Origin of the sequence: Corynebacterium sp. HMSC078A10, from assembly GCF_001811565.1 — a bacterium.
Lineage (GTDB): Bacteria > Actinomycetota > Actinomycetes > Mycobacteriales > Mycobacteriaceae > Corynebacterium > Corynebacterium hesseae.
Map to the genome: position 1 here is coordinate 131,453 of NZ_KV805228.1, position 13,658 is coordinate 145,110.

Genomic DNA, 13,658 nt, shown 5'->3' on the forward strand with positions numbered 1-13,658 from the left:
AGGCACATGGCTGACATCACCGCCGAATTGGTTTCCGTCGAGCGCCTGCTGTGGACCGGAAAGGCCACCATGGTGACGGCTGAAACCACCGAGGGTGAGATCGGCGTGCTTCCTGGCCATGAGCCCATGGTCGGTCAGTTGATCGACAATGGTGTAGTGACCATCCACCCGGCAGACGGCGAGCGTCGCGTCGCCGCTGTCCAGGGTGGCTTCCTCTCCGTGTCCGAGAACAAGATCACCGTCCTCGCCGATTGGGCCATCTGGGCCTCGGAGGTCGATGAAGCACAGGCACAGGAAGACCTGAAGTCTGAGCGCGAGCTGACGAGGTCCCGTGGCGATGCCGCATTGCGCGCCGCCCGCCGCTTCAACAGCTAACGGATGAGCGGAGAGGGAAACGACGGGCAGCAATGACCGCCCTTCCCACTCTCACCTAGGAACCCCACGCCCTCGCTAAGAGGGGGTGGGGTTCCTTCGTGATCTGCGCCAAAGGTCAAGCAAGGACTAGCATTGTCTCCTCCGCGAGCGGTAGAATCAACGCAACGTTTCTTACTCGCGGTGAAGGAAATCAACCCATGAACTCTCAGGTGCTCCAAGGGCTATCTATTCTTTTAGGTCTGTGCGCACTGATTCTTCTGGTTGTCGTCATTCTGGCCGCAGTTCGGTTTTTTACGGTGCGTTCCCGCGGAACGAGCATCCTTCTGCGCCGGCTTCCTTCGAAGGACTCCCATACGTGGCGTCACGGCCTCGTGCGCTATGACGGCGAGTATATGGAGTACTTCAAGCTTCGCTCCGTATTGCCGCGCGCCAACAAACGCTTTAATCGCCTCGACATCGAACTGGGCAGCACCCGCCCAATGGATGATGACGAGGCTTCTTTTATGCCCTCTGGTCACCAGATCATCCGTATTAGCATCGATGGGCGGGACTATGAGATTGCCTCTGATGCGCACGGAATCATGGCGTTGAATGCGTGGGTGGAATCGGCGCCGTCGAAGCGCCAAGAGAAGTTGGATTATCGCCAGATGCGCCAGCGAGCTACCCGCTTACCAAAGAAGTAGCGCCCAACGATAGGGTAGAGGGCATGCGTGTTGTCATCGCCCAATGCTCCGTAGATTACGTAGGCCGCCTCGACGCCCACCTTCCCATGGCGGACCGTCTCATCCTCATCAAAGCCGATGGTTCGGTGTCCATCCATGCGGATGACCGTGCCTATAAGCCGCTGAACTGGATGACTCCGCCGTGCACCTTTGAGGAGTCGGCGATTGAGGATATCGACGGCGAGGACACAGGAGAGAAACTGTGGCTGGTAGAAAATCCGAAAGGTGAGCAGCTGCGCATCACCATCGCTCAGATCCACCAGGAGATTGACATGGATCTGGGAGAAGACCCCGGCTTGGTCAAGGATGGCGTGGAAGCCCACTTGCAGGAGCTGTTGGCGGAACATATCGAAACGTTGGGGGAGAAGTACTCACTGGTGCGCCGCGAGTACCCCACCGCGATTGGTCCGGTAGACATCATGGCCAAGAACTCCAAGAATGAATTCGTAGCGGTCGAGGTCAAGCGCCGCGGCGGAATTGATGGCGTCGAGCAGCTCACGCGCTACCTTGAGCTGCTCAACCGCGACGACTTGCTAGCACCGGTCCACGGTGTGTTCGCAGCGCAGGAAATCAAGCCCCAAGCGCGGACCTTGGCGGAAGACCGCGGTATCCGTTGCGTCGTCCTGGACTACCAAGAGCTGCGCGGCATCGAGTCCAACGAGCTGCGGTTGTTCTAGTGCCGCGCCGCAATCGTAGGATCCGCGAAGAGGCACGGTCACTGCCGCGCGACGGCAGTGCCTTCCTCGGCTCGCAGACGGTACCAGGGCCGAGCTGGACCCATGGCGAGCCTTTCGTTATGAGACACGTCGGCAGCGCGGCCGCTCAGAAGTACTACGTGTGCCCGGGATGCAACCAGAACATACCTCCCGGGGTGGCGCACATCGTGGCGTGGCCGCGGGATACCGGTGGGCGCGCTGACGACCGTCGCCATTGGCACCGGCACTGCTGGGAGCGGCGGTAGGATAGCGGGCATGATTGTTGCCTTTTCCGTAGCCCCCTCCGTCGTGGGCGATGAACGCGCTGAGATGTCCGAGGCCGTCGCCGAAGCCGTGCGTGTGGTCCGGGCTTCCGGCCTGCCCAATGAGACCAATGCCATGTTTACCCTTGTTGAAGGCGAGTGGGATGAGGTCTTCGCGGTTATCAAGGAAGCCACCGATGCCGTGCGCGCGGTTTCGCCCCGCACCAGCCTGGTGATTAAAGCCGATATCCGCGAAGGCGTGACCGGGCAGATAACCCAAAAAGTAGATTCCGTTAATCGTTACCTGGAGGAGAATAAGTGACCGGACCGTACGTAGGAGGAGCCCTCGACCTCGGCGCCATCAAGCAGCAGGCAGAGGCCAAGGCGAAAGCACAGGAACAGGGTACTACTGGTGCCTCGGCAGGTGTACAGCCCTTCTTTGAGGTCACCGAGCAGAACTTCGAGAATGACTTGGTGCGCCGCTCCGCCGAGGTGCCCGTCATCGCCCTGATCGGCTCGCCGCGCTCCCCGGCCTCCGAGCAGCTTAAGAAGGACTTCGAGGAGATGGCGGCTGCCGGTGGGCTCAAGTTCATCGTCGGCTATATCAACGCTGATGTCGTGCCCCAGGTGGCGCAGGTCTTCGGCGTGCAGAATCTGCCGACCACCGTTGCCATCGCAGCCGGCCAGCCCGTCACCAACTTCGAGGGCGGACAGCCGCGCGAGAACCTGGAGCAGTGGGTAGCGGCGATCGTCGACAAGCTCGGCCCCCAGCTCAAGGGCTTGCCTGACCAAGATGTGGCGGGGGAGAGCTCAGAGGAAGAAGCAGCAGATCCTCGCCTGGGCCTGGCTGAGGACGCGCTCAACCGTGGCGATTTCGACGCTGCCATCGCTACCTACGAGGAGATTCTGGCCGCTGAGCCGGATAATGCGGAGATTAAGCAGGCGCGCGACACCACTCTGCTGCTCAAGCGCTTGGACCCGGCTAACCGTAGTGAGGATCCCATCTTCGCTGCGGATGCTGCCCCGGAGGACGTGGCAAAGCAACTCGACGCCGCCGACGCAGAGGTCGTCGCCGGTGCCCCCGACCGCGCCTTCGAGCGCCTCATTGAGGCCATGAAGCGCACCGCTGGGGATGAGAAGGAACAGCTCAAGACCCGCCTCTTGGAGCTCTTTGGTCTCTTCGATTCCGGTGACCCGCGCGTACTGGCCGCGCGCACGAAGCTGGCCAGCGCGTTGTACTAAAGACGGCGTAGTAAAAGGACCCAAGTTGTGCCGGGTCCGAGAGCGACCTTCCCGGACTGTCGCGGGCTGGACCCTCAGGATGGCTCAGTTGAGTCCTCTCCTGGGGGTCTTTTTGCGTTTAAGCAATGATGTGACGTACGGCATGTTAAATTCCTTTTTGTGCGATACGGCACAATGGTTGTTTGACTCTTTCAGGAGGACTCTCATGCGCAAGCTCCTCGGCGTCGTTGGCGCCGCCTCTCTTGCTCTTACCCTTACCGCCTGCGGAAGCGATAGCTCCGATAGTGCCGCCAGCTCCAATTATGTTCGCGTGCTCGGTACCGAACCGCAGCAGGGGCTCATTCCCGCGATGACGAATGAGAACGGCGGCGGACGCATCGTCGACATGCTGTTTTCCGGATTGGTGTATTACGACGCCGACGGCAATGTGCACAACGAGATGGCGGAGTCCATCGACAAGGAAGGGGAGAAGACCTACAAGGTCACGCTCAAGCCTGACCTGAAGTTCTCTGATGGCTCAGCCGTGACGGCCGATTCCTTCGTCGATACGTGGAACTACGCGGTGGCCAATGAACAACTTAATGAGAGCTTCTTCTCCTCCATCAAGGGCTACGGGGAAGGCGTCAAAGAAATGGAAGGCCTCAAGGTCATCGATGAGCGCACCTTCACCATCGAACTCACCCAGCCGGAAAGTGACTTTCCGAGCCGCTTAGGCTACAACGCCTACTTCCCAGTCCCCGCGGCCGCGCTGGAGGACCCGCAGGGCTTTGGCGAATCCCCGGTGTCGAACGGTCCCTACAAGATCAAGGAATGGAACCACAACCAGAACCTGATCATCGAACCGAACCCGGAGTATAAGGGAGACCGCGCAGCGCAGAACGACGGCATTGAATTCGCCTTCTACGCCGATTCCAGCGCAGCCTACATGGACCTGTTAGCGAATAACCTCGATGTCCTCGAAGCCATTCCTTCGTCTGCCTTCGGTAGTTATGAGCAGGACCTGGCCGGCCGCCAAGAAACCAAGCCGGCTGCTACCTACCTGGAAATGTCCATCCACATGGAGACCCCGCACTTTAGTGGGGAAGAGGGCACGCTGCGCCGCAAGGCAATCTCGATGGCTATCAACCGTGAGGAGATCGCGGAGACCATCTTCCATGGCACCCGCACACCGGCCCGGGAGTTCACGTCACCGGTGCTGAATGGCTACAACGACAGCCTTCCGGGTTCGGAAAACCTGGACTATAACCCGGAGGAGGCGAAGAAGCTGTGGGCGGAGGCCGATAAGAAGTACGGTGCTTTTGAAGGCTCGTTCCCGATCAACTACAACACCGATGGCGACAACAAAGACTGGGCCGATGCCGTGGCCAACAACATCAGCAATACGCTGGGAATTCAAGCCGTGGGGAACCCTTACCCGGACTTCAAGTCCTTCCGCGATGCCTACCGCACCGAGCGTATGGATGGCGCCTACCGCACGGCGTGGTTCGCTGACTATCCCTCGATGGGTAACTTCCTTGGCCCGAACTTCACCACGGGTGTAGCTTCCAATGACTCGAAGTACTCCAACCCGGAGTTCGATGAACTGATTGTGAAGGCCAACGGCGCCGCGAATGAGGAGGAAGCCGCGAAGCTCTACAACCAGGCGCAGGAGCTGTTGCTGCGTGACCTTCCCTCAATCCCGCTGTTCTACCCGAACGTGGTCGGCGGCTGGTCCGAGAACGTCCAGGACGTGACGTTCAACTGGAAGTCCCTGCCGGTGTACTACGCGGTGAAGAAGAACTAGGGATCTGGCCCTACAGGCACACCGAAATATGACTAAAGTGCGGAGGCATGACCTCCGTACTTTTCCTTTGCAATACCAACCGCGGTAAGTCTCAGATGGCGGCTGCCTTAGCTAAGAAGCATGCGCCCGATTGGGAAGTTCACTCCGCAGGCGTAAAGACCACTGAACAGCATCGTGCGCAGGGCGTGAACGCCGAGGCGCAGGCCTCTCTTGCAAAGGTCGGCGCCGACATGTCAGGAACGCCAACGTTGCTTGATGCCGGCCTCGCGTCTTCGGTGGATCACGTCATCATCGTTGGTGATGCCGACTATGACGGAGTGGCTGAGCGTTGGGAGATTGAGGACCCGTCCGTGCGTGGTCTAGAGGGAGGGGAGCGAATGGATGCGTTGCGCGATGACATTGATGCTCGCGTAAGAGCTTTCCTCGATACTCACGCACAAGACTGAAAACTGCAACTGCCCGAGTTGCCAAAACTAGCGGCTGGAATTCGATCTCAGCGGTGATCTTTGGCAGGTCGGGCAGTTGTGTTCTTAGAAACTAGCCGCGGAAGGCATACCACTGCACCGAGTTGGCCGGCAGGTGTAGCTGTACGTGGTTGTCTTCGGAGCGCACGCGGTGGGCAAGGTCGTTGCCAGCACCTTGGTAGACGGCGTCGTCTGTGTTGATGACTAGCTCCCACTCGCCATCGCGCGGTACCCAGAGGTCGTAGTTCGGCACCGAGCTGCCGGAGAAGTTGCACACTGCCAACACGGCGGAGCCGTCCTTGCCATAGCGGACGTAGCCGAGCATGTTGTTGTTGGCGTCGTCAGCCTTCACCCACTGGAAGCCATCCTGTGTAAAGTCCTGTGTCCACAGGGCCGGCTGTTGCTTGTACACCGCGTTGAGGTCGCGCACCAGACGCTTGATGCCGTGGTGCCACTCGTTGCCCCAGCCCTCCAAGTTGGCCCAGTCTACGGAGTGGCCCTCTGCCCATTCGGTGGTCTGGCCAAACTCCTGTCCCATGAACATCAGCTGCTTGCCCGGGTGGGAGAACATGTAGCCGTACAGCGCGCGCAGGCCCGCGGCCTTATTCCAGTCATCGCCCGGCATGCGCTCCCACAAGGAGCCCTTGCCGTGGACCACTTCGTCGTGGCTAAACGGGAGCACGTAGCGCTCCGAGTAGGCGTAGACCATAGAGAAGGTGAGCTCGCCGTGGTGGTAGCGGCGGTGAATCGGCTCGTGCTTGAAGTACTCCAGGGTGTCGTTCATCCAGCCCATGTTCCACTTCAGGCTAAAGCCTAGGCCGCCCTCATGCGTCGGGGCGGTCACACCTGGCCAGGAGGTGGATTCCTCGGCGATGGTCAGCACGCCCGGGTGGTTACGGTTCAGCGTGGCGTTGGTCTCCTGGAGGAATTGGACTGCCTCCAGGTTCTCGCGCCCGCCGTAGATATTGGGCAGCCATTCCTCGCGGGAGTAGTCCAGGTAGAGCATGGAAGCAACGGCGTCGACACGCAAGCCGTCGACGTGGAACTCCTCGGCCCAGTACAGGGCGTTAGCCACGAGGAAGTTGCGAACCTCGTTGCGGCCGAAGTCGAAGACGTAGGTGCCCCAATCGGCCTGCTCACCGCGGCGCGGGTCGGGGTGCTCGTAGAGTGCCTGCCCATCGAAGCGGCCCAGCGCCCATTCGTCCTTGGGGAAGTGCGCGGGCACCCAGTCGATGAAAACACCGATGCCAGCGTTGTGCAATTCGTCGATAAGCGCGCGCAGCTCATCCGGGGAGCCCCAGCGCGCGGAGGGAGCGTAGTAGCCGGAGACCTGGTAACCCCAGGAACCGCCGAAGGGGTGCTCGGCCACGGGCAGCAGCTCCACGTGGGTAAAGCCGTGCTCAACCAGGTAAGGGATGAGCTCCTCACGCAAGCTGTTGTAGTTGGCGCCTACCTTCCATGAGCCGACGTGGAGCTCATAGACACTCATCGGGACGTCGAGGTCCCCGGTGCGCTTGCTCATCCACTCCTCGTCGCTCCACTCGAAGCTGGAGCGGGCCACCACAGAGGCGGTTTCCGGCGGGGCAATGGTGCGCTTGGCCAGGGGATCCGCCTTATCAATGCGCGGGGAGTTCTTGCCGTGGACCGCAAACTTATAGCGCTCGCCTTCGCCCACACCGGGGATGAAGACCTCCCAAATGCCCGTGGAGCCGAGGCTGCGCATGGGGTACTGGGTAGGGTTCCAGCCGCAGAAGTCACCGACCACGGCCACGCCCTCTGCGTTGGGCGCCCATACGGCAAATGCGGTTCCTTCGACCTCACCCAGGTCGGTGGTGTAGCTCTTGAGATTTGCGCCCAGTACTTCCCAGAGGCGCTCGTGGCGGCCTTCCCCGATGAGGTGCTGATCCAATGTTCCCAAGGTGGGCAGGAAGTGATAGCCGTCCGCTACCTCGATGGCGGGCTGGCCCGGGTAGGTGATGCGCAGGCGGTAGTCTGCTTCTTCGGTAAGCGGGGCCTCCCAGATATCATCCCCAACCGCGCGCATCGCGGTGGTGCCGGAAGCGGTGACGAGCTCGACGGCTTCGGCACCGGGGCGGCGAGTGCGGACGGTTCCGTCGTGCCAGCCATAGAAATCATGGGGCGCGTGGTGGCGGCAGTTGTTAAGGCGTTCGAGGTCTGGGGCCGGGATGTTCATAAAGACCAAATTACCGAACAACACCCGCTCGCGGGGCAGAAAAGAAACCCCGCGCTACCCATGAAGGGGGTACTGGTTCAGCGTGGGGTTTCAGGGGCCTAAGAACCTAGGCGCGGTAGTCGTTCACTCGGCGCCAGGCAATGCGCTCCTGCAGGTCATGGTGGGCTGGCGGGAGGATGAAGATGTGGGCGACGTCACGCAGCGGCTCCAGGCGCACGAAGTTGCGGTCGGACCACTCGTAGGCGGCACCACTGATGGTGTCCTGCACCGTGAAGTGTTCACCCGGGTGGCGGCCCACGGCGGCCAGATCCACAAAGACCGTGGCCTCCTGAGCATTGCGCGGATCCAGGTTGACCACCACGAGCACTACGTTGCCGGTAGCGGGATCGGCCTTGGAGTAGGCGATGATGGCCTCGTTATCCGTGTTGTGGAAGCGTAGCGTGCGCAGCTGCTGGAGGGCCGGGTTTTCGCGGCGGATGAGGTTGAGCAGGCGGATATAGGATTCCAGGGAATCACCGGACTTGACGGCGGCCTGGAAGTCGCGCGGGCGCAGCTCGTACTTTTCCGAGTCGAGGTACTCCTCGCTGCCCGGCTTGACGGCCTGGTGCTCGTAGAGCTCGAAGCCGGAGTACACGCCCCACAGCGGGGACAGGGTAGCCGCCAGGGTGGCGCGGATGGCGAACATGGCGCGCCCGCCGGTCTGCAGGGACTCGTGGAGGATATCCGGGGTATTGACAAAGAGGTTGGGTCGGCAGATATCGGCCTGCTCCACGTGCATCTGCGCGAATTCGGTGAGCTCGTGCTTGGAGGTCTGCCACGTGAAGTAGGTATAAGACTGCGTAAATCCTGCCTTGGCCAGACCGAAGAGGCGCGGGGCTCGGGTGAAGGCCTCGGCGAGGAAGATGACCTCCGGGTGAGTCACATGCACCTTGGAAATCAGCCAGTTCCAGAAGTTAGCTGGTTTGGTGTGCGGGTTGTCCACGCGGAACGTATGCACGCCGGCCTCGATCCAGATCATGACGATGCGATAGATTTCCGCGTAGATGGCATCCGGGTCGTTATCGAAGTTCAGCGGGTAGATGTCCTGGTACTTCTTCGGCGGGTTCTCCGCGTAGGCAATGGTGCCATCGGCCAGGACGGTGAAAAATTCCGGATTGGTCTTAGCCCACGGGTGGTCCGGGGAGGCCTGCAGCGCCAGGTCCAGCGCCACCTCCAGGCCCAAGTCGTCGGCCTTCTTAACCAGCTCCTTGAAATCCTCCATGGTGCCCAGGTCCGGGTGCGTGGTGGAGTGATCTTGGATGGCCCACGGCGAGCCCACATCACCGGGCTCAGCCACCACCGAGTTATTGCGGCCCTTGCGGTGCACCTTGCCAATGGGGTGAATGGGCGGGAAGTAGACGGTATCGAAACCCATGGCTGCAACGCGCTCGAGCGCCTGTGCCGTGGTCTTAAACGTGCCGTGCACGGGGTTGCCCTCGGCATCCCAACCGCCGGTCGAGCGTGGGAAGAGCTCGTACCAGGAGCTGTAGAGGGCCTCGCGGCGTTCCACGAGGACCTCGTGAATGTCACCCTCCACCAGCAGGTGCCGCAGGGGGTGGTGGTGGAGGACGTCCGCGACCTCGTCGGACAGCGCGGTGCGCACGCGCTTGTCGACGTCCCCCGTTTCATCCTTCAGCTCCTTCGCCGCCTTAAAGAGCAGATCCGCCTTGTCGCTCGGGCACTGGATTGCCGCCTCCTCGAAGAGCTCGGCGCCGTGCAAGAGATCGTTGCTGAGCTCCTGTGCGGATTGCCCGGCCTCCATCTTCTTGACCACCGCGTTGCGCCAGGTGGACATTGGATCGGACCAGGCGTCGACGCGGAAGAACCAGCGGCCGGCAGTGGCCGGGCTAAACACGCCGTGGACCCGATCCGGGTTCTCCGGATCCACCGTCATGGTCACGGCAGAAGTGGACGGGGAGTCAGTGTTCCACACCGACAGCGTCGCGGCGACGGCATCGTGGCCCTCACGCCACACCAGCGCGGTAACAGGAACGACCTCTCCGACAACGGCCTTCGAGGCTGCATTACCGGAGAGGGAGGGGCGGACATCGTCGATACCAAGGCGTTGAGTCATGCCCATAGAATAATGCAGCTGTGGCAGTTTCACCGGGGAAGGCTGTGTCAGTTTCACCGGGGGCGGAAGGTTTCGGCCACAATGGTGCGTGTGAACACTCCAGAGCAACAAAGCCAGCAAAACCCTGAACTTATGGACACCGACGAAGATTGGTTGATTGACTTCCGCGGCGTCGAACTGCGACGGGGTGGGCGCACGCTGGTGGGGCCCATCGACTGGCAGGTGGAGCTCGACGAACGCTGGGTCATCATCGGCCCCAACGGTGCGGGCAAGACCTCCCTGGTGCGGATGGCCGCCGCCGAAGAGTTTCCCTCCACCGGCGTGGCATACCTGATGGGGGAGCGCCTGGGTAAGACGGATATGCGTGATCTGCGCGCCGCCATCGGCATTTCCTCAGCCGCCGTCCAGCACCGCATCCCGGACAATGAGCGCGTTGATGACCTCGTGGTCTCCGCCGGCTATGCCGTGCTCGGCCGCTGGCGTGAGGATTACCAAGACATGGATTTCTCCCGCGCCGATGACATCCTGGCTCAGGTCGGCGCATCCCACTTGGCCAAGCGCACCTGGGGCACCCTCTCCGAAGGTGAGAAAAAGCGCGTCATCCTCGCCCGCGCGCTCATGGCCAACCCGGAGCTGCTCATCCTGGATGAGCCCTCCGCCGGCATGGACTTGGGTGGACGCGAGGACCTGGTGGGCTACCTCGGGGACCTAGCACTCGATGCGGATGCCCCGGCGATTGTCATGATCACCCACCACGTGGAGGAAATACCTTACGGGTTTACGCATGCGATGCTCCTGGATGAGGGTAAGGTCGTGGCCAAAGGACTCATTAATTCTGTCCTGACGTCGGAAAACCTCTCCAAGGCCTTCCACCAGCCCATCCAGGTGGACCGCATTGGGGAGCGGTACTTCGCCCGGCGCACCCGCTAATCTCTAGTACACCCCAAGAATTCTGCTCCTTCGCGGACACGGAAAGTTGCATGAGTCAGTCCATCCACGACAGCCTTGACGCCATCGACCCTGGCGAAACCACCGGCTTCAATGGGGCACGCTTGGCCGCTACCGTCCTCCTGTTGCGCGATACCGCAGAGGGTCTGCGCGTGTGGATCCAGGAACGCGTGCGCACCATGCGCAATTACCCCGGCCACGTCGTGTTTCCCGGCGGCGGGGTAGACCCGCGTGACTTCCCACCCCGCACCTGGGACTCCGGCGAACTGTGGGCAGGCCGCTCAGTGGTTTCCATGGCACGCCGCATGGGTGTCACCAAGTACAAGGCCCACGCCCTCGTCTTCGCCGCCGCCCGTGAACTCTTCGAAGAGGCCGGCACGTTGCTGGCCATCCGCGAAGACGGCCTAGTCTCCGATGCCTCGCGCTATCACCGCGAACGCGAATTACTGGAATCCCACGAGATTTCTTTTACCGAATTCCTGGAACACAACGGCATGCGTGTCGACGCCGACATGTTCCTTCCCTGGTCCCGCTGGGCAGGCGAGGACAATAACCACTGGTTCGACACCTTCTTCTTCATCGGTGTGCTTCCCGAGGGCCAAGAACCGGATGGCGAAACAGGGGAGGCCGATGACGCCGGTTGGTTCGACCCACAACTGGTACTCGACGGCTGGCGCGCCGGGCTGGTGCGCCTAGCCATCCCCACCTGGGCGCAGCTCAAGCGCCTCACGTCCTATTCCAGCGTCAAGGAAGTCTTGGACGATGCCTCCTTCTCCGATCTGCGCCCCATCATCGGGGATCCCCGGGACGATGAACGCTACCGCGAGTACTTCACCACATTTCCCGTTAACCGCATCTAGAAAAGCACACCATGAGCTACACCCTGGACGAAGTCGCCTTCCTGCGCGAGAATGCAGCCGCCATCGACGCCGCCGCGGCGGACCTGGAGGGATCAAAGAAGGCGCACCTGAGGGACGTCGCCAAGCTGCAGGCCCAGTTCGGTGATTATGGGCGCGCCGTGGCCGAGCTCATTCAAGCCCGCAGCTCCGGAAAGCTGCCGCAAGACTGGCTTATGGACCACGACTCTGCACAACAGGCCACTCCACCCGCAGTTGCGGCCTACCGCGCACAATTCCTCCATGAGCGCAACGTGGACCTCGTCCACGACCTCACCTGCTCCATCGGCACCGAGGGGCAGGCTTATCGCCCCGGTGCTTATGTGGGCAGCGACCTTGACGCCTCGCGCGTGGCCATGGCGCGGCACAACATTAAGCATCCCGTCTTTCGCGCAGATGCGCTGACAACAACGACGACCGCCCAGGTCTGCATCGCCGATCCCGCCCGGCGCCAAGGTGGTAACCGCATTACCCGCCTGGACCAACTGCTACCACCACCGGCAGACCTCCTGGACACCCACGGTGAGATGGCCATCAAATGCGCGCCGGGAATCGACCACTCCGAATGGGAAGGTCTGGCCTGCGTGGCTAGCCTCGATGGCGGGGTGAAGGAAACGTGTCTGTATACCCCGGGGCTGGGAACGGGGAAGAGGGCGGTGGTCCTCAACACCACGCCCGAAGGAATATACACGGACGTCATTGATGACGGCGTTGCAGAGCACGAGCTACCTGAGGCCGGCCCCATCGGCCGCTTTCTCATCGACCCCGACGGCGCCATCGTGCGCGCCGGGCTGGTGCGCCACTACGCCGCGCGGGAAGGCCTGCACCAACTGGACCCGCGCATTGCCTACCTCACCGGTGACCGCCTGCCTAACGGCACGTCCGGATTTGAATTCATCGAGATGGTCCCCATGAAGAAGCTCAAGGCGGCCATGGTTGCCCACGATGTTGGCTCGCTGGAAATCCTGGTACGCGGGCAAGATGTCAACCCGGATCAGTTGCGCAAGAAGCTCAAGCTGAAGGGTTCAACGGCCAAGACCCTCGTGGTCACGCGCATCGGGGCGAAGGGAGTCGCGGTGTTGTGTGGACCGCGAGTAGTATCGTCCGAAGGTAATTACGCACCCTAATAGTTTCAAAATTTACGGAAGGGGAAGTGCCCACATGCCAGTCATTGTGGCTCTGGTCAAGCACGTACCGGATACGTGGTCAACCAAGACCCTCGAGGCGGACCACACCTTGGACCGCACCTCGGTGGATAACGTCATCGATGAGGTCAACGAGTACTCCGTCGAACAAGCCCTGCGCCTGCGCGACGATAACGCTGATGCCGGCTACGAGGTCGTGGCGCTTACTATGGGCCCGGCGGCAGCCGACGAGGCCCTGCGCAAGGCCCTGGCCATGGGCGCGGACCACGCCGTGCACGTGACGGATGACGCCCTCGCTGGCGCCGACGCTCTGGCCACCGCCTGGGTTCTTAACGCCGCGATCAACAAGGTGGCTGAGAAATTCGGTGAGGTCCAGGTCATCACCTTGGGCAATAATTCCTCGGACGCCTCCACCGGGCTTATCGCAGGGCTCTTGGCCGAGTACCGCCAGCTGCCCGCGCTCAGCGAGCTCAAGGCAGCCTCCCTGGCCGGTGCCACCGCCACCGGCACCCGCGAGGACGCCCACGGCCACTGGGAACTTAGCGCTAATCTTCCGGCCATCCTGTCCTTTACTGACAAGGCCGACAAGCCGCGCTTCCCCAACTTCAAGGGTCTGATGGCCGCCAAGAAGGCTGAGGTCACCACTCTCGCCGTGGCGGACCTAGGCATCGACGGCGTGCCGTCCACCACCACGGTGACCGCCTCCGCGCAGCGCCCGGCCCGCACCGCCGGTGAGGTCATCACCGATCCTGATCCAGCCGTGGCTGCCGCCAAGGTCGCGGACTTCCTGGCCGCCAAGAATCTCATCGAGGGTTAAG

14 protein-coding genes are annotated in these 13,658 nt (G+C 61.8%); 12 read left to right on the forward strand and 2 right to left on the reverse strand.

Annotated features, from left to right (window positions below):
* Nucleotides 1–6 precede the first annotated feature (6 nt).
* From HMPREF2808_RS12105 to HMPREF2808_RS12135, 8 genes are all read left to right on the forward strand, one after another.
* A complete protein-coding gene (locus tag HMPREF2808_RS12105) occupies nt 7–375 on the forward strand; it encodes a F0F1 ATP synthase subunit epsilon (protein ID WP_046648936.1) in 369 nt (122 codons plus the stop codon).
* Nucleotides 376–572: 197 nt separating this feature from the next.
* Nucleotides 573–1,058: a DUF2550 domain-containing protein gene (locus HMPREF2808_RS12110; RefSeq protein WP_070624897.1), complete on the forward strand. Its 486-nt coding sequence runs from the start codon at nt 573–575 to the stop codon at nt 1,056–1,058.
* 23 nt (nt 1,059–1,081) lie between these two features.
* On the forward strand, nt 1,082–1,774 hold the full coding sequence (gene nucS / locus HMPREF2808_RS12115) for an endonuclease NucS (RefSeq protein WP_010187052.1): 693 nt from the start codon (nt 1,082–1,084) through the stop codon (nt 1,772–1,774).
* Nucleotides 1,774–2,058, forward strand: coding sequence for a hypothetical protein (locus HMPREF2808_RS13855; protein ID WP_083303765.1), 285 nt, complete (start codon nt 1,774–1,776; stop codon nt 2,056–2,058). The genes nucS and HMPREF2808_RS13855 overlap by 1 nt, the downstream gene beginning before the upstream one ends.
* Nucleotides 2,059–2,068: 10 nt before the next feature.
* Nucleotides 2,069–2,377, forward strand: a complete 309-nt coding sequence (locus HMPREF2808_RS12120; protein WP_070525199.1) for a thiamine-binding protein — start codon at nt 2,069–2,071, stop codon at nt 2,375–2,377.
* Nucleotides 2,374–3,297: a tetratricopeptide repeat protein gene (locus HMPREF2808_RS12125; RefSeq protein ID WP_070624899.1), complete on the forward strand. Its 924-nt coding sequence runs from the start codon at nt 2,374–2,376 to the stop codon at nt 3,295–3,297. Before HMPREF2808_RS12120 ends, HMPREF2808_RS12125 begins: the two co-directional genes overlap by 4 nt.
* 205 nt (nt 3,298–3,502) lie before the next feature.
* A complete protein-coding gene (locus HMPREF2808_RS12130; protein WP_070624901.1) occupies nt 3,503–5,080 on the forward strand; it encodes a peptide ABC transporter substrate-binding protein in 1,578 nt (525 codons plus the stop codon).
* A 47-nt stretch (nt 5,081–5,127) separates the two neighbouring features.
* Complete coding sequence (locus tag HMPREF2808_RS12135) at nt 5,128–5,526, forward strand: arsenate reductase/protein-tyrosine-phosphatase family protein (RefSeq protein ID WP_070531156.1); 399 nt, start codon at nt 5,128–5,130, stop codon at nt 5,524–5,526.
* Between the two features lie 91 nt (nt 5,527–5,617).
* Here HMPREF2808_RS12135 and glgB read toward each other — a convergent pair whose 3' ends face one another.
* Both glgB and HMPREF2808_RS12145 read right to left on the reverse strand, forming a co-directional pair.
* The gene (glgB, locus tag HMPREF2808_RS12140; protein WP_070624903.1) at nt 5,618–7,738 is read right to left on the reverse strand and encodes a 1,4-alpha-glucan branching protein GlgB; all 2,121 of its coding nucleotides are present in this window, start codon (nt 7,736–7,738) and stop codon (nt 5,618–5,620) included.
* Between the two features lie 106 nt (nt 7,739–7,844).
* Nucleotides 7,845–9,851: a maltotransferase domain-containing protein gene (locus HMPREF2808_RS12145; RefSeq protein WP_070624930.1), complete on the reverse strand. Its 2,007-nt coding sequence runs from the start codon at nt 9,849–9,851 to the stop codon at nt 7,845–7,847.
* Nucleotides 9,852–9,983: 132 nt separating this feature from the next.
* Here HMPREF2808_RS12145 and HMPREF2808_RS12150 point away from each other — a divergent pair, with 132 nt between their 5' ends.
* From HMPREF2808_RS12150 to HMPREF2808_RS12165, 4 genes are read left to right on the forward strand one after another with little or no spacing between them, the layout of a single operon-like run.
* Entirely contained in the window at nt 9,984–10,781 is a 798-nt protein-coding gene (locus tag HMPREF2808_RS12150; RefSeq protein WP_371325879.1) for an ABC transporter ATP-binding protein, read from the forward strand.
* Between the two features lie 50 nt (nt 10,782–10,831).
* Complete coding sequence (locus tag HMPREF2808_RS12155) at nt 10,832–11,659, forward strand: NUDIX hydrolase (RefSeq protein WP_070531149.1); 828 nt, start codon at nt 10,832–10,834, stop codon at nt 11,657–11,659.
* Nucleotides 11,660–11,670: 11 nt separating this feature from the next.
* Complete coding sequence (locus HMPREF2808_RS12160) at nt 11,671–12,822, forward strand: THUMP-like domain-containing protein (protein ID WP_070624907.1); 1,152 nt, start codon at nt 11,671–11,673, stop codon at nt 12,820–12,822.
* A 34-nt stretch (nt 12,823–12,856) separates the two neighbouring features.
* Nucleotides 12,857–13,657 (forward strand): electron transfer flavoprotein subunit beta/FixA family protein, encoded by an 801-nt coding sequence (locus tag HMPREF2808_RS12165; protein ID WP_070624908.1) that lies wholly within the window; start codon nt 12,857–12,859, stop codon nt 13,655–13,657.
* The last annotated feature ends 1 nt before the right edge of the window (nt 13,658 follow it).

Excerpts from the sequence above, each read along its gene's own strand:
- HMPREF2808_RS12120 (WP_070525199.1), top strand. The coding sequence starts at position 2,069 with ATGATTGTTGCCTTTTCCGTAGCCCCCTCCGTCGTGGGCGATGAACGC.
- HMPREF2808_RS12155 (WP_070531149.1), top strand. The coding sequence starts at position 10,832 with ATGAGTCAGTCCATCCACGACAGCCTTGACGCCATCGACCCTGGCGAA.
- glgB (WP_070624903.1), bottom strand. The coding sequence starts at position 7,738 with ATGAACATCCCGGCCCCAGACCTCGAACGCCTTAACAACTGCCGCCAC.
- HMPREF2808_RS12160 (WP_070624907.1), top strand. The coding sequence starts at position 11,671 with ATGAGCTACACCCTGGACGAAGTCGCCTTCCTGCGCGAGAATGCAGCC.
- HMPREF2808_RS12130 (WP_070624901.1), top strand. The coding sequence starts at position 3,503 with ATGCGCAAGCTCCTCGGCGTCGTTGGCGCCGCCTCTCTTGCTCTTACC.
- HMPREF2808_RS12110 (WP_070624897.1), top strand. The coding sequence starts at position 573 with ATGAACTCTCAGGTGCTCCAAGGGCTATCTATTCTTTTAGGTCTGTGC.
- HMPREF2808_RS12165 (WP_070624908.1), top strand. The coding sequence starts at position 12,857 with ATGCCAGTCATTGTGGCTCTGGTCAAGCACGTACCGGATACGTGGTCA.
- HMPREF2808_RS12145 (WP_070624930.1), bottom strand. The coding sequence starts at position 9,851 with ATGACTCAACGCCTTGGTATCGACGATGTCCGCCCCTCCCTCTCCGGT.
- nucS (WP_010187052.1), top strand. The coding sequence starts at position 1,082 with ATGCGTGTTGTCATCGCCCAATGCTCCGTAGATTACGTAGGCCGCCTC.
- HMPREF2808_RS12150 (WP_371325879.1), top strand. The coding sequence starts at position 9,984 with ATGGACACCGACGAAGATTGGTTGATTGACTTCCGCGGCGTCGAACTG.
- HMPREF2808_RS12135 (WP_070531156.1), top strand. The coding sequence starts at position 5,128 with ATGACCTCCGTACTTTTCCTTTGCAATACCAACCGCGGTAAGTCTCAG.
- HMPREF2808_RS12105 (WP_046648936.1), top strand. The coding sequence starts at position 7 with ATGGCTGACATCACCGCCGAATTGGTTTCCGTCGAGCGCCTGCTGTGG.